We start from the raw sequence: 20,683 nt of genomic DNA on the forward strand, positions 1-20,683 counted from the left end.
TCAGCGCAGCGTCCGCAGGTCGAACGCCCAGGCGTTGACCGTGATCGGCACGCCCTTCGGGTACTCGAAGTCCTCGACGCCCGTGTTCACGAAGCCGGCCGAGCGGGCGAGCGCGTTGGAGGCGATGTTGTCCACGCGCGGGAAGGCGAACATGGTGTCCCGCTCGCCCCTCAGCGCGGCGTGCTCGAGCAGGAGGCGGATCGCCCGGTGAGCGTAACCGCGACGCTGAAACGGCACGAACACGAACCACCCGCACTCGTACACGGCCCGACCGTTGTGGTCGATCTGCCAGTAGGCCGCCGCGCCGACCGCGTCGCCTGCCGCGTCGGACCAGACCGTGAACGGCGAGATGGTTCCGTCCGCCTGCCCGCGGAGGAAGCGCTCGTGGCGGTTGCGAACGACCTCCTCCGGCTGGGGGCCGCCCAGGAACGTCGTCATGTCGGCGGCGTTGTTCCGCAGCTCCACGGCGAGGTCGGCCTCGGTCCACGGTCGCAGCCGCACTCGGTCATCCCCCATGCGGCGAACACTACACGGGGGTCGTCGAAGACCGCATTCCCCCTAGAACCGCGCGCCGCGCCGCAGGTGCCGAGGGCGCGAGTCGGGGTCCACGACGATCCGGTAGAGCGGTTCCGCCCAGAGCCGCTGCATCCACGTCACTGGTTCGATGCGGTGGCGTCGCGCCTGGCCGCGCGGGCGGGGCGAGCGCCGTCCCGAACGGTGCCAGGCGTCGAGCGCGTCGCTGCTCTCCGTCCAGAGCGCCAGCCCGTCGCCGCCATCCCCGAGCCGTGGGTCATCGGGGCCCAGACCGAGGTGCTCGGCCCAGAGCTGCGTACGGAGGTCGCGCGCGACGTCCGCTCCGACGACCGCGCAGGTGAGCTCGCTGTCCGTGGTCCAGGAGCGCAGGTTGAAGTTGTCGGAGCCGCACGTCATCCAGGCGTCGTCGATGATGCAGATCTTCGCGTGCACGTAGATCGGCGTGCCTGCGTCGTTCTCGAGGTCGAACACCCCGACCCGGCCGGGCGCCGCCCGCCGGAGCATGGAGACCGCCCGGTGCTGACCGAGGCGGCCGGGCGGCCCCGAGATGCCGCCGTCGTCGTCCGGGTAGCGCGGCACCGCGACGATCACCTGCAGCGCCGGGTTCGACCGGAGCGCCTGCGCGATCCCGGCGACGACCTCCCTCGACCAGAGGAACTGGTCCTCGATGTAGATGAAGGAGCGCGCCCGGGCGAAAGCTTTGAGGTAGGCGCGCGCGATGCTGCGCTCCCCCTTGGGCGCGAACGGGAACGGCGGCCGTTTCGGGGCGTACGTCCGCAGCACCTGCACCGCGTGCTCCCCGGCCGTCGGCGGCGGCGGGGCCGCCTCGGGGAGCGGCTTCGGATGCCGTGGCATGTCGGCGAGACGCTGCACGAGCATCCGGTAGGGTTGCGATGGTCCAGCGGGTGCGGGTCGTTCCAGCGTTCGGAGAACGTGTCCAGCAGGTCGCCGACCACCGGTCCGCGCAGTTCGAGCGCGGCGTCGTGCCAGGGCGGCCGCTCGCCGTAGCGCCGGTCGATCTCCAGCGCCTGGGGGTCCCCGGCGTGCCGGATGTCGTCCCGGCGGCTGTGGCAGAGGTCGATCCCGCCGACGAACGCGACGTCCCGCGCCGGGTCGTGCGTGTGCCGGATGACGAAGAGCTTCTGATGGTGCGACCCGAAGGCGCGCACCCGCTGGTCGAGCAGGACCTCGCCGCCGGCGTCGTTGATCTCGCGGCCCAGCAGCGCGTTCGACAGTCCGCTCATGCGCCCGCGGATGCGTTCGCCGTGCGACCGCCACACCAGGCCGCGCACCTCGACGCCCGCTCGCGCGATGTCCGCCAGCAGCTCGCCGATCGTCGGGCCGCCGGGCAGCAGCAACTCGTCCTTGTCGCCGCGCCAGTCGGTGAAGAAGACCCGGTCGCCGGGCTCCAACGCCGACAGCTCCTCGTGCAGCCGGGCGAAGTAGGTCGCGCCGTGGACGAGGGGCCGCACCAGGTTGCCGTCCGACCAGGACGCGGACCCGGAGGGCCCGGCCTGCACAGCGGACGCCGGGTTGCCCCGCTCGGCTCGGCTCAGGAACCAATCGGAGGCGTCGTTCGGCACGGTACGCACTGTACGCCCGAGAGCGGCGCGCGCACCGTCGCTACTCGCCCGGCTCCGTTCCGGACAGCGCGACCGCCGCATCCGCGTACGGCACGCTGCCGTCGCCCGCCAGGAACAGCGGATCGGCGGTGTCGAAGGGGACGTCCTCCCGCGACGCCTCCACCGCCGCCATGCTGCGCGGCAGGTCGAACGGGAGCGTGGCCGTGAACGGGGCGCCGCCGGCGACGGCGTCCACGATCACCTGGTCGCTCGCGCCGAAGTGGCCCACGATCGCGGCAGCCGTCGGCGCCAGCGCCGTCAGCACCGCGGGGCGCTCCAGGTAGACGAACAGCACGACCGGCAGCCGCTCCGCCAGCTCGCGGAGGTGCGCGACGGTCTCCCCCGGGAACTCCAGGCTCCCGGTCCGGAAGTAGTCGCCCAGCGGGCTCCCCGGGTCGGACTGCCACGGCGAATCCAGCTGGACCAGGGCGACATCGGCGTCCGCGGGAGCGTCGACCGGCACGAAGTCGTGCTCCGTCCGGGACAAGTCGACACCCTCCGCGTACACCCGCGTGAGCGCCGGCAGCGGCAGGGTGCCGGGACGCTCGCCGCCGAGGAACACCATCGCGTCGGTCTGCGCGCGCACCCCCTTGGCCGCCAAGTCCGGGTCGGAGCCGACCGCGCGCGCGTGGTCGAGATCGACGAAGCGGTTCTCGAACAGCCCGAGCCGGAACTTCTCGAGCAGGAGCCGTTCGACCGACGCGTCGATCCGGTCCTCCGGGACCAGTCCGTCGCGCACGACCCGCGTCAGCTCCTCGGTCAGCGTGTCGCCGCCGAACTGGTCGATGCCGTTGGTGATCGCCCGGGCGAGTCGCTCCTCGATCGTGAGGTCCTCCACACCGTACGCGTTCGGACCGAACGTCGTGCCCTCGATCGTGGCGGTGCCGACGACGTTCCAGTCGCTCATCACGATCCCGCGGTAGCCGAGCCGCCCGCGCAGCAGGTCGCGCACCACCGGCGCATTGAACGCGAAGCCGACCTCCTCCCAGTCCGTCCCGAGCGGGCGGCCGTAGTAGGTCATGACCTGGGTGACGCCGTCCGCGATCGCGTCGACGAACGGCTGGAGGTGCAGCTCCTGCCGGCCGCCCGGATAGACCTGGTCGGGGAAGCGGGAGTCCACGGCGTCGTTGCCGTCCTTCTGCGGGCCGCCGCCCGGGAAGTGCTTGAGCACGGCCGCCACGCTGCCGGCCCCGAGCGCGGGGCCGCCGCGGAGGCCCGCGATGAACGCGCGGGTCAGCTCCGACACGACGCGGACGTCCTCCCCGAACGTGCCGAACCCGCGGCTCCAGCGCGGCTCGGTGTACAGGTCCGCCATCGGTCCCAGGTAGACGCGGATGCCCATCGCCAGGAACTCCCGGCGGACGGTGTCGCCGAACTCCTGTGCGCGGTCCGGGTCGCCGATCGCGCCCAGCCCGGTGGGCTCCGGCCACTTGGACAGCTCGTCGATCGACTGCCCGGTGAAGGGCGTGCTGCGGTAACCGTTGCGCGGGTCCGACGAGAAGGTGATCGGGATGCCGAGCCGGGTGTCGGCCGCCCACTCCTGCAGGCGGTTTGTCCAGGCGGCGACCTCGACGGCACTGGTGCCGTTGAGGATGTTGAAGTGCGAGATGCGCTTGCCGGACACGTCACCGCGGGCGACCTCGTCCGCACGCTCGACGCTGAAGCCGACGGACGATGGCAGCTCCGACTGCGGGTGGAACAGCAGGCCCGCCTTCTCCTCCAGGGTCATCCGCGGGAGCAGGTCGGCGGTGCGCTGTTCCGGTGTCAGGGCGCGGTCGAGATAGTCAGGGGTGGTCATGGGTGATCACTTTCCGGGCTGGGCGCCGGGGCGCTGGTGGTTGACCGTCCGTTCCGGAGTTGTGTACGCGACACGCGGGTGTGAGCGTGCACAACTCCGGGATCGATGGTCAGGCGGCGTGTTGTTGGGTGAAGGCGTGGAGGCCTTCGGGGGCGATGGTGAAGTGGACCGGCTGGCCGGGGGTGAGTGCGTCGGCGGCTTGGGAGAGCATGGTGACCGGGATGCGGAGGTCGCCGGCGAGGATCTCGGCGCGGGCGAACGGGCCGAAGAAGTCCAGCGCGCCCAGCACACCCGAAGCCGACCCCGCCGTGGTCGCAGTGTCCTCGGGCAGGATTCGGACGCGTTCGGCCATGACCAGCACATCCACCCGGTCGCCGTGACGGAGGTCGTCTTGCGACGTGGTCAGCGACAGGCCGCCGATCTCCACGGTCGCGGTCGGGCCGGAACCGTGGACGATGCCGGTGCCCAGGGACTGCCCGCCGAGGAACTGCGCGACGAACCGGTTCCCCGGCGCCCGATACATCGCTTCGGGGGTGTCGTTCTGCTGCACCACCCCGTGGTCCAGCATCATCACCTGATCGCCCAGGTCCATCGCCTCCTCCTGATCGTGGGTGACCATGATCGTGGTCAACCCGGTCTCCCGGTGGATGCGTTTGAGCTCGCGCTGCATCTCCCCCCGGATCTTCTTATCCAAAGCCGACAACGGCTCATCCAGCAGCAGCAGATCCGGGCTGGTCACCAGCGCCCGGGCGAGGGCGACGCGTTGCTGCTGCCCGCCGGAGAGCTGGGCCGGGGAACGACCCCCGAAGTCGCCCAACCCCACCAACCCGAGCATCTCCTCCGCCTTCCGCTTCGCCGCCGCGCGTGGGGTGCGCCGGGCCCGCAGCCCATACATCACGTTGGAGAGCACGCTCAGGTGCGGGAACAGGGCGTAGTTCTGGAACACGAACCCGATGTTGCGTTTCTCCACCGACACCCGGGTCACCTCCCGCGACCCCACCCGGATCGACCCGCCATCCGGGTCCTCCAACCCGGCGATGATCCGCAGCAGCGTCGACTTACCGGACCCGGAGGAGCCCAGCATGCAGCAGAACCGGCCATCACCGACCCGCAACTCCAACGGTTCCAGCACCCGGGTGCCGTTGAACGTCTTGGACACACCCATCACAGTGAGCTCGGCCATCAGTTTCCTTTGTTCGTAGAAGTCGTGAAGAGCTTGGCGGCGTTACCGGACAACCAATTCAGGATGACCACCAGCAACACCGTGGAGAGGATGATGATCGTCGCCAACGCATCCACATCCGGCGTCACCCCCAACCGCACCATCGAATAGATCTGCACCGGCAGGGTGGAGACACCGATCGGCGCGAGGAAGAGCTGGATCGCGAAGTTGTTGAACGTGATCACGAACGCCAGCATCGCCCCGGCGATGATCGAGGGAGCGATCAGCGGGATCGTGATCGTCAGGAAGGTGCGCACCGGCCCGGCGCCGAGCGAGTGCGCCGCCTCCGCGTAGTGCGGGTTCAGCTCCTTCAGCCTGCCGGACACCAGGAGGACGACGAACGGGACCGAGGTCACGATCGAGGCGAGGATCAATCCCACCGAGCTGGAGCCGAGCCCGAACCACGCGAAGACCATCACGAAGCCCGCCGCGAGGATCAGCGCCGGGACCGTCAGCAGCGCCAGCAGCAGGCTGTTGATCGGGACCGTGATGTAGATCCGGCTCCGCGCCATGCCGAGCGAGAGCAGGGTGCCGACGACGACGGCGAAGATCGTGGCCTGGGTGGCGAGGTTGAGGCTCGTCTCCAGCGCGCCGATCAGGGCGGTGTCGTTGCCGAGCGTCGCGTACCAGTCGAGCGTGAAGTGGAACGGGAAGGTCCCGTAGCGCGACTGGTTGAGGCTCAGCACGAGCATGCTCACCAACGGCAGCGCCAGGACGACCAGCACGACGTAGAGCCAGATCTTCATCAGGCGGGGCAGCGCAGCGGTCTTCATCGGAGCACTCCTTCCGTGGCGAGGGCCTCGTCGACGGCGCGTGGCTGCGGCGGAGACGCCACCGCCTTCCGGGTCCGCGGCTTCGCGACCCCGGACAGCGCCGACCGCGACCAGGCGAGCAGTCCGGTCACCGCCCCGACGATGGCGAGCGACGTCACCAGGAGCACCAGCGACATGGCCACCGCGAACTGCTGATGGACGCCGGACTGGAGCTGCGTGGCGAGCGCGTTCCCGAGCATCTGCCCGTTGGGTCCGCCGAGGATCGTGGGCTCGGCGAACGCGCCGACGGTCTGGACGAAGGTGAGGGCGAAGTTCACCCCGATCATCGCGGTCGACAGCGGCCAGATCACCCGGGTGAACACGAACCCCTTCGACGCGCCCAGCGTGCGGGAGGCCTCCAGCACGGAGCCGCTGATCTGCTCGGACGCGGAGTACATCACCAGGATCGCCGTCGGGATCGACTCCTGCACCAGCATCAGGATGTTCGCCGCCGGCGTGTACATGATCGACGCCTGCGGGTCCGCCATGCCGATCGCCGACAGCAGCGACATCACCGGCCCGCCGGCCTGGATCAGGCTGACGAACCCGTAGATCAGCAGCAACTGCGAGGTGATGTAGGGGATGATGACGAACCCGAGGATCAACGGCTTCACCCGCGGGCTGGTGTAGCGGGCCAGCGCCCACGCCGCCGGCCACGCCAAAGCGATGCTCACCACCGTCACGCCGAACGCGATCAGCAGCGTCCGGCCCAGCAACGACATGTACACCGGGCTCCCGAGCATCTGAGCGAAGTTCGCGGTCGTGAACGACCCGGCGTCCGTCGTGAACCCGATCACGACGATCGCGGCGAGCGGCAGCACCGCGAACAGCGCCAGCAGCAGCCCGCCCGGCGTCAGCAGGAACGCCGTGCCGAGCCTCCCCCTGGCCCGCCGCTTCGGGCGGCGGGACAGGGACAGCGGGGCGGTGGTCATCAGGACCCCGCCTTGACCTGCGTCCAGGCGTCCACCCACGACTGGAGCCGGTCCGCCGGCTGCGGGAGCTGCAGCGCGAGGCTCGAGATCTTGTCCGGGTTCGCCTGCAGGCGGTCCATCGTGGCGGCGGGCAGGGAGTCGACCACGCTCTTGTTGGCCGGGGCCGGCGAGGCGTCGGCGGGCGTGTTCGCCCACTTGGCGAGGAACGCCGGGCTCGTCATGTAGTTGAGCCACTTGTAGGCGAGGTCCAGGTGCTGGGTCTTCGCCGCGATCGCCCAGTTGTCGATCCAGCCGACCGCGCCCTCCTTCGGGATCTCGTACGTGAAGCCGGCGGTCCCCGCGGCCTTGCTCGCGAACAGGCTGCCGAGGCTGCCGGAGTCGCCGGTGCCCGCGACGACGGAACCGCTCGCGATCGCCTTCGCGAGGTCGTCGCTCGAGGAGTAGAGCAGCTTCGCGTTGTCCTTCAGCTTCTGCAGCGCCGGGGTGATCTTCGCCATGTCGGGGTTCTGCGGGTCCTCGCCCAGGTACAGCGCGGTGAGCGGGACCAGGACGGTCGGGTCGTCGAACAGCGCGATCCGGCCCTTGTACTTCGGGTCCCAGAGCACGCCGAGCGAGTCGGCGGGCGAGACCTTCGCGCTGTCGTAGAAGACGCCGGAGCTGCCCCAGGTCCACGGGATGCCGTACAGGTCGCCGCCCTTGCGGATCTCCTTGCGGCCGGAGAACTCGGGGTAGATGTCCGAGTAGTTGGTCAGCTTGGCGGTGTCGAGCGAGTGGAAGAGGCCCTGGTCGATGCCCTGCCCGATGTACTGGATGTTCGGCAGCGCCACGTCGATCGCGCCGTTCGCCTTGCTCACCAGCTGCAGCTCGCTCGCCTCGGAGTCGATGAACTGGTACTTGACGGTCGCTCCGGTCTCCTTCTTGAACTCCGCGGCGACCCAGGAGAGGTCGGCGCCGTAGCCCTTCCAGGTCGCGACGGTGAGGGTGTCGCTCCCGGTGCCCGCGGTGCTCGGCGAGAGCGAGCATCCGGCCAGCCCGACCGCGACGGCGGCCCCTGCCGCGAGCGTGGCGAGCACGATCCGGGAGCGGCGCCGGCGTCCGGTGCTGCCGTGTGATCGGTTCACGTCGTATCTCCTTTGATGTTCTTCGACGGTGGAGCGACCCGGTGGAGCGCCGGTACCGGATTCGATACCGGTAACGTTTCCGGTGACGCTACCGGTAAGGTAATCTCTAGTCGTCGGGATGTCAAGAAACGCATCCGGGCGTCGTTCGACAAGGGGGTGGATGGTGACTCGCAGGGTCACGCTCGCCGACGTCTCCAAGGAGGCCGGCGTCGGAATCGCGACCGTCTCGCGCGCGCTCGCGCCGCAGGACCATCCGGACGTCAGCGCCGAGACGCGCTCCCGCATCCGGGCGGTGGCGGACCGGCTCGGCTACCGCCCCTCCGTCACGGCGCGCGCGCTGCGCACCTCCGACTACCACGCGGTGAGCATCCTGCTCCCAGAGGGGATCTGGGGTTGGTGGGACCCGGCGGTCCGGGGCGCCACCGCGGCTGCCGACCGGCTCGGCTACCGGGTGCTCGTGCAGCAGTTCGCCAATCCCGAGCACACCGCGGACGAGGGGCTGCGCACCCTCCCGTACGCCGGGCCGTCCAACGCCGCCGCCATCGTCGCGAGCCTGGTCGAGGTCCCGACCGAGGGCCTCCTGATCTTCGGCTCGGCGGACGACACGGGTGTCGCGGAGGCGGCCCGCCGCCTGCGCCTGCCGATCATGACGGTCGACGACGTCGCGCAGGACCTGGTGCTCCCCACCATCGTGACGGACAGCCGGGTCGGCGCGCGCGAGGGCGTCGAGCACCTGATCGGGCTGGGCCGCCGCAAAATCGCCTACGTCGGCAGCCAGTACGACGCGTTCTACGTGAAGGAGCGCCTCCTCGGCTACCGCGACGCGCTGGCCGGCGCCGGCATCCCTTTCCGCGAGGAGCTCGTGATCCCCTGCGCGTACACGATCGACGAGTCGCGGCGCACCTACCCGGAGTTCGACCGCTTCCTGGAGTCGGAGCCGGACATCGACGCGATCTTCTGCGAGGCGGACGAGATCGCCGCCCCGGTGCTGCGCTCCCTGCGCGCCGCCGGCCGCAGCGTCCCCGACGAGATCTCGGTGGTCGGCTTCGACGACGACCGTCCGGCGGTCATCGTCGACCCGCCGCTGACGACCGTCCGCCAGCCCTACGAGGAGCTGGGCCGCCGAGCCCTGGACGCACTGCTCCGGCTCATCGCGGGCGACACCATCCCGATCGGCCGAGAGCTCGTGCCGCCGAGCATCGTCGTCCGGGACTCGACGGCGCCGGCGGGCTAGCTGACGGGGAGGGGTTCCTCCGCGGCCGCGCGGTCCGTCACGGCCCCGATCGCCGGGGCGACATCCCAGACGACCGTTCCCGCGGGCGCCTCGACGCGCCACGGGGGCGGCGTCGTCGGGTAGACACGGGTGGTGATCGAGCGGCCTGCGCTCGTGAAGACCTCCACGACTGACCCGTCGAGGAAGACGCGGGCCGCCCATTCGGCGCGGTCGCCGAACGCCTCCACGGCGAGCGCTCCCGCGGTCTCGACGCCCGGCGCGGTGCTCGCCGCGCTGCGGTCGAGGGACAGCGTCCCGGCCTCGAGGTCGACCGCGAGGTCGAGCCACTCCTCCGCGCCGAAGCGGAGCCGGACCGTGCCGGACACGGCGGGGAGGACGAGCTCCGCCTGGGCGCCGATGGTCGCGCCGTCCGCCGGGCGCCCCGGCCCGCTGCGCAGCGCCTCGACCGCGGGATGCGGCTCGGTGCGGAGGGCGTCGCCGTCCAGCCACGCGCGCCGCGGCAGCGAGATGGCGCCGGCCCAGCCGGCCTCCTGCCAGCGCGCGTCCTCGCGGCCCTCGGTGATCCAGCCGAACAGCACGTGGCCGTGGGACCCCTCGCGCATCACCGAGGCCGCGTAGAAGTCGTGGCCGTCGTCCACACGCCGCGGGACCGGCGCGGAGTCGACGGGGAAGGCGAGCACTTCGCCGGGTCCGCCCGCGTGCGACCACGACGACACCAGCGCCACTTCGCGGCCGTCCGCCGCGATCAGCTGCGGGCACTCCCAGCCCTCTCCGGTGTCGACGCCGTCGACCAGGGTCCGCGGAAGCCGCGAGAGCTCGCCCACGTACTCCCAGTCCACGCCGTCCGGCGAGCCGTACAGCCGCATGGCCGCAGCGCCGTCGGCGGCGGCGACGCCGACCACCATGTGCCAGCGGGACGCGTCGCGCCAGACGAACGGATCACGGAACATGGTGACCCCCTCCTCCGGTGCGGGATCGGGCACGACCTGCACCGGCCGGCCGAAGTTCGCGCCGTCCTCGTCGGACAGCGCCGTCAGCACGGACTGGTAGGGGCTGTGGTCCACCTTCCCCGAGTAGAAGGCGCGGACGCGGCCGCCGTCGACCACCGTGTTGCCCGACCAGCAGCCGCCCGAGTCGAGGCCGCCCGGCACCGGGCTCATCGCGGGCCGGTGCAGCGTCCAGTGCACGAGGTCCTCCGTCGTGGCGTGCCCCCACTCGACAGGGACGTCCTTCTCCGCGTACGGGCGCGACTGGAAGTACAGGTGCGTCGTGCCGTCCAGCTCGACAGGGCCGTTGGGGTCGTTGAGGTACCCGCGCGGCAGGCGCACGTGGAACTGCGGAAGGTGGTGGTCGGGCATGGGACCGGTCTCTCTTTTCGAAGCGGCGTGGCGGCGGGGAGCCGACAGGCCGGGGACAGGGGGGATCAGCGGAAGGAACCCGCGGTGACGCCCTCGATGAAGTAGCGCTGGGCGAAGATGAACAGCAGCACGCTGGGGATCATCGCGAGGATGACGCCGGCCAGGACGACCGAGATGGACCCGGTGCCCAGGTTGCCCTGCAGGCCGACGAGGCCGAGGGGCAGCGTGAAGTTGCTCTGCGTCTGCAGGAAGATCAGCGGCCGGTAGAACTCCGCCCAGAACCCGGAGAAGTTCAGGATGGCCAGCGTCGCGATCGCCGGCGACGCCATCCGCGCGTAGACGTGCCAGAACACGCCCCACTGGGACGCTCCGTCGATGCGGGCGGCCTCGCCGAGCTCCCGCGGCATCTGCAGGAAGTACTGCCGCATCAGGAAGGTGCCGAAGGCGCTGCCGAGGGCCGGGATGATGAGCGAGGCGAGCGAGTCGCTGATCCCCATCGTCTTCACGATGACGAACACCGGGATGATGATCGTCTGCAGCGGCACCATCATGGTGGCGAGGAAGATCCCGAAGATCGTGTTCTTGCCGGGGAACGACACCATCGCGAACGCGTACCCGGAGAGGGTGCAGGTGATCGTCTGGCCCACCACGATGAGGACCGTCACGACGACGCTGTTGAGGAAGAACTGCCCGATCGGGATCTGGTTGAACACGGCCGCGTAGTTGCTGAAGTCGGGGCTGGTCGGGATCCACTGCGGCGGGTTGGTGAACGCCTCGGCGGGGGTCCGCAGCGAGGTGGTCAGCGTCCAGAGCAGCGGGCCGAGGGCGAAGACGGCCGCGAGGATGAGCAGCACCATTCCGACGATGCTGCCGACCTTCACGATCGGCCGGCGGCGGCGGCCGAGCACCACCGCGGGGCTCGGAGCGACATCTGTGGTCATTGGTAGAACACCAGCTTTCTGGCGGCGAGGAATTGGATGCCGGTCAGCGCGAGGATGATCACCAGCAGCAGGATCGCGATCGCCGAGGCGTAGCCGAACTGCAGGTTCTGGAACCCGGTCTGGTACATCGCGATCGTCGCGGTGGTGGTCGCCGTGCCCGGGCCGCCCTTCGTCATGATGAAGGGCTGGTCGAACAGCTGCATCGCGTTGATCATCGCCACGACGGTGGCGAACAGGATGGTCGGGCTGATCAGCGGGATCTTGATCCGCAGCAGCGTGCGCCACGCCCCCGCGCCGTCGATCGCGGCGGCCTCCTGGACCTCCTGCGGCACCGACGTGAGCGCGGCCACGAACAGGACGAAGGTGAAGCCGACCTGCTGCCACACCACGATCAGGACGATCGTGATCTGCGCCGCCACCGGGTTCGTCAGCCACGGCACGGCGGGCAGCCCGAGCTGGGTCAGGTAGTAGTTGACCAGCCCGAACTTGGCGTCGAACAGGTAGCCCATGAAGATCGACACGGCGGCGGTGGAGGCCAGCAGTGGCAGGTAGAAGGTCGTCCGGAAGAAGACCTTCGTGGACTTCCGCTTGCGGCTGTTGACGAGCACCGCGAGCAGCAGCCCCAGGGTGATCTGGAGCACCACGATGCCGATGGCGAGCAGGATGGTCACGCCGAACGACGCGAGCGTCGAGCCGTCGCTGAACAGCCGGGTGAAGTTGGCCACGCCGACGAACTTCGGCGGCGAGATCACGTCCCACGAGAAGAACGAGAGCCCGAGCGAGGCGAGGATCGGGATGAACGTGAACACGGCGACGAACGCCACCGCGAGTCCGATCATCGAATAGCCGAACGCGCCCTCCCGCCGGGCCGCCCGTCGCACACCGGGGCGACGGACGGCACGGCGAGGAGAGGTCGCCCCATTCACGCGCGGGCGCTCCTGGGTCTGGACAGCCATCAGGACGCCTGCGCTGCCTTCTCGAAGTCGGACTGCATGCCGTCGAGCGCCGCCTTGGCGTTGCCCGACGAGATGGCCTGCGTGGTCCGCTGGTTCAGCGAGGTGGCGAGGGCGTTGTAGTACGGCGGCGCCGAGATCGGCACCGAGCCCTCGAGCTGGTCGTAGAACACCGACCAGTGCTCCGGTCCGGTCGTCTTGTACCGGTCGGCCGTGAGGAGCTGCTTGCGGCCGGGCGTGGTGACGTTGCCGGGGAACATGATGTCGAAGGTGGAGGGCTCCACCATCATCTTCACGACCTCCCAGGCCAGGTCCTTGTTCTTCGACGAGTTGAAGATGCCGTAGCCGCCGGCGCCGAAGAGCGACTTGTTGCTCTTCCAGGTCGGGAAGCGCTGCACGTCGAAGCTGCCGTCCGCCATGCCGGCGTTGTGCAGGCCGCCCGCCCAGAAGCCGCCGCCGATCGTCATGCCGATCCGGCCGGTCGAGAACAGGCCCTGCAGGGTCGAGCCGCCGCCGACGTCGGGCGAGGGCGAGAGGCCGGAGCGCTGCAGGTCGACCACGTACTCGAGCGCCTCGATGGCCGCCTCCGAGTTGGCCGTCGGCGTGCCCCACTTCCAGCCGCCCTTGCGGCCGTGGACGCCGACCGGGTTGTTGGCGAAGGCCTTGCTCCACAGCCAGTCGCCGCCGGAGTACTTGCCCTCCTCGAGCAGGTTGCCGTTGTTGGCGTAGAGGAACGAGGTCCAGCTGCCCCAGAGGCGCACCACCCAGTCGAAGGCGTTGACGTCGCCGCCGATGCCCTTGATCTTGGTGGCGTAGGTGTGGAACTCGTCCATCGTCCAGTTGTCGGCGGGGCGGGAGAGCCCGGCCTTCTGGAACAGGTCCGTGCTGTAGAACATGCTGCCGGCGTTGAAGCTGTCGGGCAGCTCGTAGAGGTGGCCCTGGTACATCATCGACTCGACCAGCGCCGGGTGGATCTGGTCGAAGTAGGTCTGCAGCGAGGACAGGTCCTTGGTGACGTAGCTGTCCAGCGGGATCAGCAGGTCCTTGGAGGCCATGAGCTGCAGGCCCTCGGTCGCGACGCTCACCAGGTCGGGGGCGGCGCCGGCCGCGATCTGGGTGAGCACCTTCGCGAGGAAGTCGTTCCAGTCGGTGCCGTTGATGGCGGTGACCTGGAGCGTGGCGTTCTTGTCGAGCTTCTTGATCTGCGGCTGCAGGGTGTTCTGCAGGGCCGTGGCGGCCTTCTGGTCGCCGAAGTACAGCATCTTGATGGTGCCCGATGCGTTCGTGCCGCCACCCGCGCCTGCGGTGGAGCACGCAGCCAGCGAGGCCAGTCCCGTCAATGCCAGCCCGGCTCCGCCGAGCTTGAGCAAAGTGCGACGGTCAATGGCCGGTCCGAATGTGTTGGTCATCCGTGCGCTCCTCTCTGAGCGTCTCGGTCGCGGTGGGGTGCCGCGACCTGACTAATACGTATTGGGGTTCCGAGCATAACTCGCGGTCGCGCCGATTGCAAATACGTATTGGCTTTTGTGGCATGATCGGTTCGGGAGGATCGGACTATGGCAGTGAACGACAACAGGCCCGCGAAGCGCGTCACCATGAAGGACGTCGCCAAACGCGCGGGGGTGTCCCAGCCGACGGTGTCCTTCGTGCTCAACGACCGGCGCGACATCTCGGTCGCTCCCGAGACGCGCGAGCGCATCCTCAGGGCGGCGAAGGAGCTGCGCTTCCAGCCCAACCGGGCGGCGCAGTCGCTGCGCTCCAACCGGCCGTTCACCATCGGCGTGATCGCGGACCGCGTCGTCTCGCAGCCGTACGCCGGCCAGATCGTGCTCGGCGTGCAGCAGGCCGTCCAGCCGGCCGGCTACGTGTCGTTCGTCGTCGAGATCTCCGAGACGCCGGACAACGGCAAAGCGGCCGTCGAGAACCTGGTGCGCCAGGGCGTGGCGGGGCTGGTCTACGCGGCCCCCGGCCCCGAGCCGGTCCAGGCCGTCGACGTCGGGGAGGACATCCGCACGATCTTCGTGAACTGCTGGCCCGCGAACGTGCCGGACGCAGCGCTCGTACTCGCGGACGAGTACCAGGGCGGTCGCGACGTGGCCGCGGCGACGTTCGCCGCCGGCCATCGCGACGTCGTCTTCCTCGGCGGCCCGGCCTCCGACTACGCGTGCCAGGAGCGCGAGCGCGGGCTCGTCGACGCCGCCGCCGCTGCGGGGATCGACCCGGCGTCGATCCGGCGCGAGTACGGGACGTACCATGTCTCCTCCGGCTACGACCTCGCGTCGCGGATCCTCCAGGACGGGTCCCCGACCGCGCTCGTCTGCGGCAACGACCGGATGGCGGTCGGCGCGCTGCTCGCGTCGCACGCCGCAGGGCTGGAGTGCCCGCGCGACATCAGCATCGTCGGCTTCGACGACCAGCCCGAGCTCGCGGCCGAGCTGCATCCCCCGCTCGCGACCGTGGCCCTCCCCCACCTGCAGATGGGGATGACCGCCGGCAGCCTGCTGATCGCCGACGACGAGCCGACGGGCAGGACGCTCGTGCCCTGCCGGTACATCGACCGCGCCTCGCTCGCCGCGCCGCGGACGGCCTCGTCCCGGTGAGCGCGTCCACCCACTTCCGTCCCGCGGGCGGCTTCGTCGGCGACGTCATCCCCTTCGAACAGGACGGGACCGTCTGGCTCTACTACCTCCTCGATACCCGCGACCCCCGGCGTCCCCTCGACCGTGAGCAGGGGATGCCGTGGGCGGCGGTCACCACGACCGACTTCGCGACTTTCACCGACCGCGGGGTCGTGCTGCCGTCCGCGGGACCCGGCGCCGAGGACTTCGACTGCTACACAGGCAGCGTCGTGACGGACGACGATGGCCTCCTCCACCTCTTCTACACCGGCCACAACCCGCGCATCCGCACCGCCGACGGCGACGTGCAGGTCGTCTGCCACGCGACGTCGGCCGGAGACCCCGCCGTCTGGACCCGTCATCCGGAGTGGACCTTCGGCGCCCTCGACGGCTACGCACCGGAGGACTGGCGCGACCCGTTCGTCTTCCGCACCGCCCCCGGGGAGCCGTGGCAGCTGCTGCTCGCCGCACGCCGGGCGGACGCGCCCTCCCGGCGGTCCGGCCTGGTGGCACGCCTGGTCTCCGACGACCTCGTGCACTGGCGCGACGCCGCGCCGCTCTGGGACCCGCGCCGGTTCATCGCGCAGGAGTGCCCGGACGTCTTCCAGTGGGGCGAGCACTGGTACCTCGTGTACTCCGAGTTCTCCGACTCGTTCCAGACCCGCTATCGCATCGGCGACTCGCCGGAGGGCCCCTGGCGGGCGCCCGAGCACGACACCGTCGACGGACGCGCGTTCTACGCGTCGAAGACCGTGGAGCTCGACGGCGAACGGCACTTCATCGGCTGGATTGCGAGCAAGGAGGGCGAGCGGGACGCCGGCGCCTGGCAGTGGGCCGGCACGATGGCGGTGCTGCGCGCGACGCAGGCGCCCGGCGGCGCGTTGTCGTTCGGCCTCCCCCGGTCGGTCGTGGCGCTCTACGACGACGCGCGCGACCTCCGCCCCGAGCTGGCGCCCCTCGACGACGCGGACGGGGCGCCCGGCCACGGCGCGCTCGACCGGTACGCCGCCTGGCTCGGACCCGAGGTCCCCGCCGAGACGCTGCTCGTCGCCGAGTTCGACATCGCCGCGGGCACGCAGGCCTGCGGCCTCCTCCTCCGCGCCGGCGACGACGGCGAGGAGGCGTACGCGCTGCGCCTGGAACCGCAGCGCGACCGGATCGTCTTCGACCGCTGGCCGCGCGGGACCACCGGCGGCGAGCAGTGGCAGATCCGCGGCGACGTGCCGCATGCCGTCGAGCTGGAACGACCTGTGCCGCTGGCGCCCGGACGGCACACCGTGGAGGTCCACCTCGACCACGATCTGTGCGTCGTCGTCGTGGACGACCGGGTCGCGCTCAGCACGCGCCTGTACGACCGGCCGTCCGGCCGGGTCGGCGTGTTCGCGACCGACGGGGAGTTCGAACTGGTGCGCCTGGAGGCGCGGCTGCGCTCGTAGCGCCTGGGCCGAGGCCGACACCCGCGCTTGACATCGCCGGTGACGCTGCCTACCCTACTAATACGAATTAGCTATACGAATTAGCTAACGCAATCAAAGGAGATGACCATGTTGGCGAACCTGGGTGGCTGGCACCTGCTCGTGATCCTCGCGGTGGTGCTGCTGTTGTTCGGCGCCACGCGACTGCCCGCCCTCTCGAAGGGCCTCGGACAGTCCATCCGGATCTTCCGCAAGGAGGTCCACGACCTCTCGGAGCCGGACGCGACGGCGAAGCAGCCGGAGGGCGTCGCGGGCTCCGACGGGATCACCACGCGCAGCTGAGCGTGCCGTCATGAGCTTCGAGAAACTGCTCGTGCTCGGCGTGATCGCGGCGTTCCTGATCGGGCCGACCCGGCTCCCGGCCTACGCGTCGAAGCTCGCGCTGGCCGTCCGCAAGCTGCGCACGCTGGCCGACGACGCGCAGCGCGCGGTGCGCGAGGAGGTCGGCGACGCGGTCGACGTGGACTGGCGCTCCTTCGACCCACGGCAGTACGACCCGCGCCGGATCATCCGCGACGCGCTGCTCGCCGATCCGGTGATCGCCGCGCCCGTGCTCGCAGAGCCCGTGCCCGCGGAGCCCGTGCCCGCGAAGCCCGCACCTGTGCCGCTTCCCGCCGGGCCGACGGAGGCAGCGGCGGCACTCCCGGCGCCGCGCCAGGAGTCCCCGTGACCCGGCGAGACGCGCGGATGTCACTCGCCGCGCACGTCTCAGAGCTGCGCAAGCGCGCCGTGCGCTCCGCCGCGGCCGTGCTGGCGGGGACGGTCGGCGGCTGGTTCGTCTCGCCCCTGCTGCTCGCGGCGCTGCGCGCGCCCATCGCGGAGGCCGCCGCCTCCCAGCACCGCCTGGCGGCGCTGAACTTCGACACCATCACGGGAGCGTTCGACCTCCGGATGCAGGCCGCCTTCGCGATCGGACTGGTCGCCTCCAGCCCGATCTGGCTCTACCAGGCCTGGGCGTACCTCGTCCCGGCCCTCAGCCGGAAGGAGCTCCGCTACGGGTTCGGCTTCTTCTTCACGGCGGTGCCGCTGTTCCTCGGCGGCTGCGTCGCCGGGTGGCTGATCGTGCCGCACATCGTGCTGCTGCTCACCGGCTTCGCCGGAGACGGGTCTTCCTCGTTCATCCAGGCCAACGACTACTTCCAGTTCGTGCTGAAGCTCGTCGTCGCCGCCGGCTTTGCGTTCGTGTCGCCGGTCTTCCTGGTGCTGCTCAACCTGCTCGGCATCCTGCCCGCGCGGTCGATCCTCCGCAGCTGGTGGATCGCGTTCCTCGTGATCGTCGGCTTCACGGCGATCGTGACGCCCTCCGCCGACGTGATCTCGATGCTGCTCCTCGCCGGTCCCCTGATCGCGCTGTACTACGCCGCGTGGTCCGTCGCCGCGCTGCACGACCGTCGAGTGGCGCGGCAGCTGGTCTGACCGCGCGACGCCGACACGGAAGAGCTCCCCCGCCCGATCGTCCGGGCGGGGGAGCTCTGTCGTTCGGCCGGGATCAGTTCCAGATCGACTTCAGGTGCCAGGCCTGCACCGAGTCGATGCCGGCCGTGCCGCCGGTGGCGAAGGCGCTGACACCCGTACTGGCCGCATCCGGGAAGATCTGCTCGGTGATCACCCGGGTGCCGTCGGCGGTGAAGACCTCCACGGACGACGGGTCGATCAGGATGCGCAGGCCGATCCCGCCCGCGGCGTCCAGCGCGACCGGCGCGGTGGCCCGTCCGGGGAACGCCGCGTTGAAGTCGGTCTGGCCCGAGTGCGTCCGGTCGACGTACAGCTCGCCGGTCGAGGTGTCGTAGCCGATCTGCGTGTACTGACCGCCTCCGGTCCGCACGTTCAGGCCGAACGTCGACGCCGTGCCCGCGGTCAGCCGTGCCTGCACGTCCAGCTCGGCGCCGGACACCGCGAGGGGCTTCGTCCCCGCGACCGACTGCTTCCGCACAGTCACGACCGGGCCGGTGCGCAGGTTCGCCAGTGCGGGCACCGGGGTCTGGACGAGCCGGACCTTCCCGCCGATCGTCTGCAGCGACTCCGTGCGCGGGAACGTCTCCGCGCCCTGCCACGGCGTGGTCGGGACGTTGGCGGCGTACGCCCAGTCGTTCATCCACGCCACGTTGACCCGCCGGCCTCCCGGCGCGTCGTTCCAGGTGTTCTCGGCGTAGAAGTCCGCGCCGTAGTCGATCCAGTCGGCGCGCTGGAGCTGGTTCAGGGCCGGCTCGTCCGCGAGGCTGAAGTCGTCCGCGAGGATGTGCCCCCAGCCGCCCGTCGCGTTGTCGACGATCCGGATGCTGGCCTGCTTGCCCTGGAGGTCGGCGACGTTCCAGGACGCCCAGTCGAGGCTCTCGCTGTTCTTCCCCGTGGCGGAGCGCACCACCTGACCGTCCACCACGAGGTCGACGGAGGTCTGGGTGTCCCAGACCGGCGCCTTCTCGCTCGCGAACACGATGTCGCCGACCATGAGGTGACCCCAGCCGGTCGAGCCGTCGTTCTGGTCGACCACCTGGAGCTGCGCCTGCTGGCCCTGGTACGCGGAGGTGTCCCACGTCGTCCACGCCAGCGATCCGGAGTTGTTCCCGGTCGTGGTCTCGACCACCTTTCCTCCGATGACGAGGTTCACCGCGGTCGGGTTCGCCTGGCTCATCGGATGCGTGCCGCCCGCGACCTGGAGGTCGATGTACGGCGAGCTGACGGTGAACGTCGGCGACGTGATCGTGCCCTCGCCCGGGTCGCCGACCGGACCCCAGGTGTCGAGCACACCCGGGCTCACCTGGTTCCCGAGCGTCTCGTGGCTGGGTCCGGTGCCCACGAACGCGCCGGTCGTCGTCCAGCCCGGGCCGTACGAGGAGCCGGAGAAGTCGGTGAAGACCGTGCCCTGCGGGAGGGTGCCGAACGGGACCGCTCCCGCGATGTACGGGTTGTCGCCTCCGCCGACGAGGAAGTTGAGCCTGCTCCTGTCGATGGTGAACGCCGGAGAGGTCAGCGTCCCGGTCGCGGCGTCGCCGCCCGTGAAGCTGTCCACGAAGTGGCTGCCCGGGTAGCCGGTGACGGGTTGCTGGTCCGGGAGGGCGCCGGACGCCGGGGCCGAGCCGAAGGCCGTCCCGGTGGCGGTCCAGTTCCCGTAGCTGCCGGAGTCGAACGTGTCGAGCGGAGTGCCCGCCGGCGGCGTGTACGTCGCGGGGCCGTCCGGGACGAAGGTCGAGCCGTCGAAGCTCCCGACGAAGTACTGCACGCCGGTGCTGCCGACGCTCACGCTCAGCACCCACTTCTGCGTCTTCGCGTCGCCGTCGACCGGGAGTTGGTAGAGGTCCGGCATCTCCCACACGCCCGCGGTCGCGCCGGCGGGCCCGAAGGTTCCCGCCGGCGTCCAGGTCTTGAGGTCGGGCGAGGTGTAGAACGCCACCTTGTACTGGTCGCTGAGGGCGACGGCCATCATCCACTCGTGCTTCGGCGCGTACCAGAACACCTTCGGGTCGCGGAAGTTGACGGAGTGGAGGTCGATCACCGGGTCACCGGCGTAGCGCGTCCAGGTGCGGCCGTCGTCGGTGCTGTAGGCGATGTCCTGGGATTCCACGTTCGTTCCCGCCTGGACGCTGGTGTAGATCGCCACCATCGCCGGGTTCTTCGCCGTGCCGAACCCGCTGGTGTTGCCGGTGTCGACCACCGCGCTGCCGGAGAAGAAGGCGCTTGCGCCGGGGTCCGGCGCTGGCCCCTTCACGTCGATGTTCGTCCAGTGCACCAGGTCTTTGCTCACGGCGCCGCGCCAGGTGCCGTAGCTGAACAGGTAGTAGAGGCCGTCCTTGTAGACGAGCCCGTTGGGGTCGCCGATCCAGCCGGTCGGGAGGGAGTAGTGGAACTGGGGGCGGTACGGCTCGTGGTACGCGGGCGGAGCCGAGGTGGTGGTGGGAGCGCTCGGGGTCGCTGCCGCTGCCGGGCCGGCGGCCGGGACGAGTCCGGCGAAGGCCAGGCTGCCGGCGGCTGCCGCGGCGACGAGGACCGCGATGCGACCTCGGAACCGACCGGGCCGCCGTTGCGTGAGCGCAGCGGGCCGTTGCGGAGAACGGAACATAGGGTT

Annotated in this window: 19 protein-coding genes; 7 read left to right on the plus strand and 12 right to left on the minus strand. The window is 70.4% G+C overall.

The genetic code is table 11. The features are described from left to right. Entirely contained in the window at positions 1–516 is a 516-nt protein-coding gene (locus HNR13_RS20005) for a GNAT family N-acetyltransferase (RefSeq protein ID WP_179608580.1), read from the minus strand. Positions 517–558: 42 nt separating this feature from the next. Next, positions 559–1,389 (minus strand): phospholipase D-like domain-containing protein, encoded by an 831-nt coding sequence (locus HNR13_RS21755; protein WP_246312821.1) that lies wholly within the window; start codon positions 1,387–1,389, stop codon positions 559–561. Positions 1,390–1,845: 456 nt separating this feature from the next. Here HNR13_RS21755 and HNR13_RS21930 point away from each other — a divergent pair, with 456 nt between their 5' ends. After that, entirely contained in the window at positions 1,846–1,980 is a 135-nt protein-coding gene (locus HNR13_RS21930; RefSeq protein WP_281369292.1) for a hypothetical protein, read from the plus strand. A gap of 177 nt (positions 1,981–2,157) precedes the next feature. Here HNR13_RS21930 and HNR13_RS20015 read toward each other — a convergent pair whose 3' ends face one another. The 5 genes from HNR13_RS20015 to HNR13_RS20035 form a co-directional block, all read right to left on the minus strand. Beyond that, positions 2,158–3,954 carry a glycoside hydrolase family 3 protein gene (locus tag HNR13_RS20015; protein ID WP_179608582.1) on the minus strand — a complete coding sequence of 599 codons (1,797 nt, stop codon included), beginning with the start codon at positions 3,952–3,954 and terminating at the stop codon, positions 2,158–2,160. Positions 3,955–4,063: 109 nt separating this feature from the next. Continuing rightward, complete coding sequence (locus HNR13_RS20020) at positions 4,064–5,137, minus strand: ABC transporter ATP-binding protein (RefSeq protein ID WP_179608584.1); 1,074 nt, start codon at positions 5,135–5,137, stop codon at positions 4,064–4,066. Beyond that, entirely contained in the window at positions 5,137–5,949 is an 813-nt protein-coding gene (locus tag HNR13_RS20025; protein ID WP_179608586.1) for an ABC transporter permease, read from the minus strand. Before HNR13_RS20025 ends, HNR13_RS20020 begins: the two co-directional genes overlap by 1 nt. Then, on the minus strand, positions 5,946–6,920 hold the full coding sequence (locus HNR13_RS20030) for an ABC transporter permease (RefSeq protein ID WP_179608588.1): 975 nt from the start codon (positions 6,918–6,920) through the stop codon (positions 5,946–5,948). Before HNR13_RS20030 ends, HNR13_RS20025 begins: the two co-directional genes overlap by 4 nt. After that, positions 6,920–8,041 (minus strand): extracellular solute-binding protein, encoded by a 1,122-nt coding sequence (locus HNR13_RS20035; RefSeq protein ID WP_179608590.1) that lies wholly within the window; start codon positions 8,039–8,041, stop codon positions 6,920–6,922. The genes HNR13_RS20030 and HNR13_RS20035 overlap by 1 nt, the downstream gene beginning before the upstream one ends. 160 nt (positions 8,042–8,201) lie before the next feature. On the opposite strand from HNR13_RS20035, the gene HNR13_RS20040 reads away from it, so the two are divergent. Then, positions 8,202–9,275 (plus strand): LacI family DNA-binding transcriptional regulator, encoded by a 1,074-nt coding sequence (locus HNR13_RS20040; protein WP_179608592.1) that lies wholly within the window; start codon positions 8,202–8,204, stop codon positions 9,273–9,275. On the opposite strand, the gene HNR13_RS20045 is transcribed toward HNR13_RS20040, so the two are convergent. From HNR13_RS20045 to HNR13_RS20060, 4 genes are all read right to left on the minus strand, one after another. Then, on the minus strand, positions 9,272–10,633 hold the full coding sequence (locus tag HNR13_RS20045; RefSeq protein ID WP_179608594.1) for a glycoside hydrolase family 32 protein: 1,362 nt from the start codon (positions 10,631–10,633) through the stop codon (positions 9,272–9,274). The two genes, HNR13_RS20040 and HNR13_RS20045, sit on opposite strands and share 4 nt — an antisense overlap. Before the next feature lie 65 nt (positions 10,634–10,698). Next, positions 10,699–11,574 carry a carbohydrate ABC transporter permease gene (locus HNR13_RS20050; RefSeq protein WP_179608596.1) on the minus strand — a complete coding sequence of 292 codons (876 nt, stop codon included), beginning with the start codon at positions 11,572–11,574 and terminating at the stop codon, positions 10,699–10,701. Continuing rightward, positions 11,571–12,530, minus strand: a complete 960-nt coding sequence (locus HNR13_RS20055; protein ID WP_218881277.1) for a carbohydrate ABC transporter permease — start codon at positions 12,528–12,530, stop codon at positions 11,571–11,573. Before HNR13_RS20055 ends, HNR13_RS20050 begins: the two co-directional genes overlap by 4 nt. Further along, complete coding sequence (locus HNR13_RS20060; RefSeq protein WP_179608598.1) at positions 12,530–13,936, minus strand: ABC transporter substrate-binding protein; 1,407 nt, start codon at positions 13,934–13,936, stop codon at positions 12,530–12,532. Before HNR13_RS20060 ends, HNR13_RS20055 begins: the two co-directional genes overlap by 1 nt. Positions 13,937–14,083: 147 nt before the next feature. Between HNR13_RS20060 and HNR13_RS20065 the strand changes: the two genes are divergently transcribed. The 5 genes from HNR13_RS20065 (at position 14,084) to tatC (ending at position 18,036) form a co-directional block, all read left to right on the plus strand. Continuing rightward, positions 14,084–15,127 (plus strand): LacI family DNA-binding transcriptional regulator, encoded by a 1,044-nt coding sequence (locus HNR13_RS20065; protein ID WP_179608600.1) that lies wholly within the window; start codon positions 14,084–14,086, stop codon positions 15,125–15,127. After that, on the plus strand, positions 15,124–16,581 hold the full coding sequence (locus HNR13_RS20070) for a GH32 C-terminal domain-containing protein (protein ID WP_179608602.1): 1,458 nt from the start codon (positions 15,124–15,126) through the stop codon (positions 16,579–16,581). The genes HNR13_RS20065 and HNR13_RS20070 overlap by 4 nt, the downstream gene beginning before the upstream one ends. 108 nt (positions 16,582–16,689) lie before the next feature. Next, positions 16,690–16,902, plus strand: a complete 213-nt coding sequence (tatA, locus tag HNR13_RS20075; protein ID WP_179608604.1) for a twin-arginine translocase TatA/TatE family subunit — start codon at positions 16,690–16,692, stop codon at positions 16,900–16,902. Between the two features lie 10 nt (positions 16,903–16,912). After that, complete coding sequence (locus HNR13_RS20080) at positions 16,913–17,290, plus strand: twin-arginine translocase TatA/TatE family subunit (protein ID WP_179608606.1); 378 nt, start codon at positions 16,913–16,915, stop codon at positions 17,288–17,290. Further along, positions 17,287–18,036 carry a twin-arginine translocase subunit TatC gene (gene tatC, locus HNR13_RS20085; RefSeq protein WP_343063637.1) on the plus strand — a complete coding sequence of 250 codons (750 nt, stop codon included), beginning with the start codon at positions 17,287–17,289 and terminating at the stop codon, positions 18,034–18,036. The genes HNR13_RS20080 and tatC overlap by 4 nt, the downstream gene beginning before the upstream one ends. A gap of 73 nt (positions 18,037–18,109) precedes the next feature. On the opposite strand, the gene HNR13_RS20090 is transcribed toward tatC, so the two are convergent. After that, complete coding sequence (locus tag HNR13_RS20090) at positions 18,110–20,677, minus strand: GH32 C-terminal domain-containing protein (RefSeq protein ID WP_179608608.1); 2,568 nt, start codon at positions 20,675–20,677, stop codon at positions 18,110–18,112. Positions 20,678–20,683: the final 6 nt, after the last annotated feature.

Source organism: Leifsonia shinshuensis (genome assembly GCF_013410375.1).
In the GTDB taxonomy this organism is placed as follows: domain Bacteria; phylum Actinomycetota; class Actinomycetes; order Actinomycetales; family Microbacteriaceae; genus Leifsonia; species Leifsonia shinshuensis.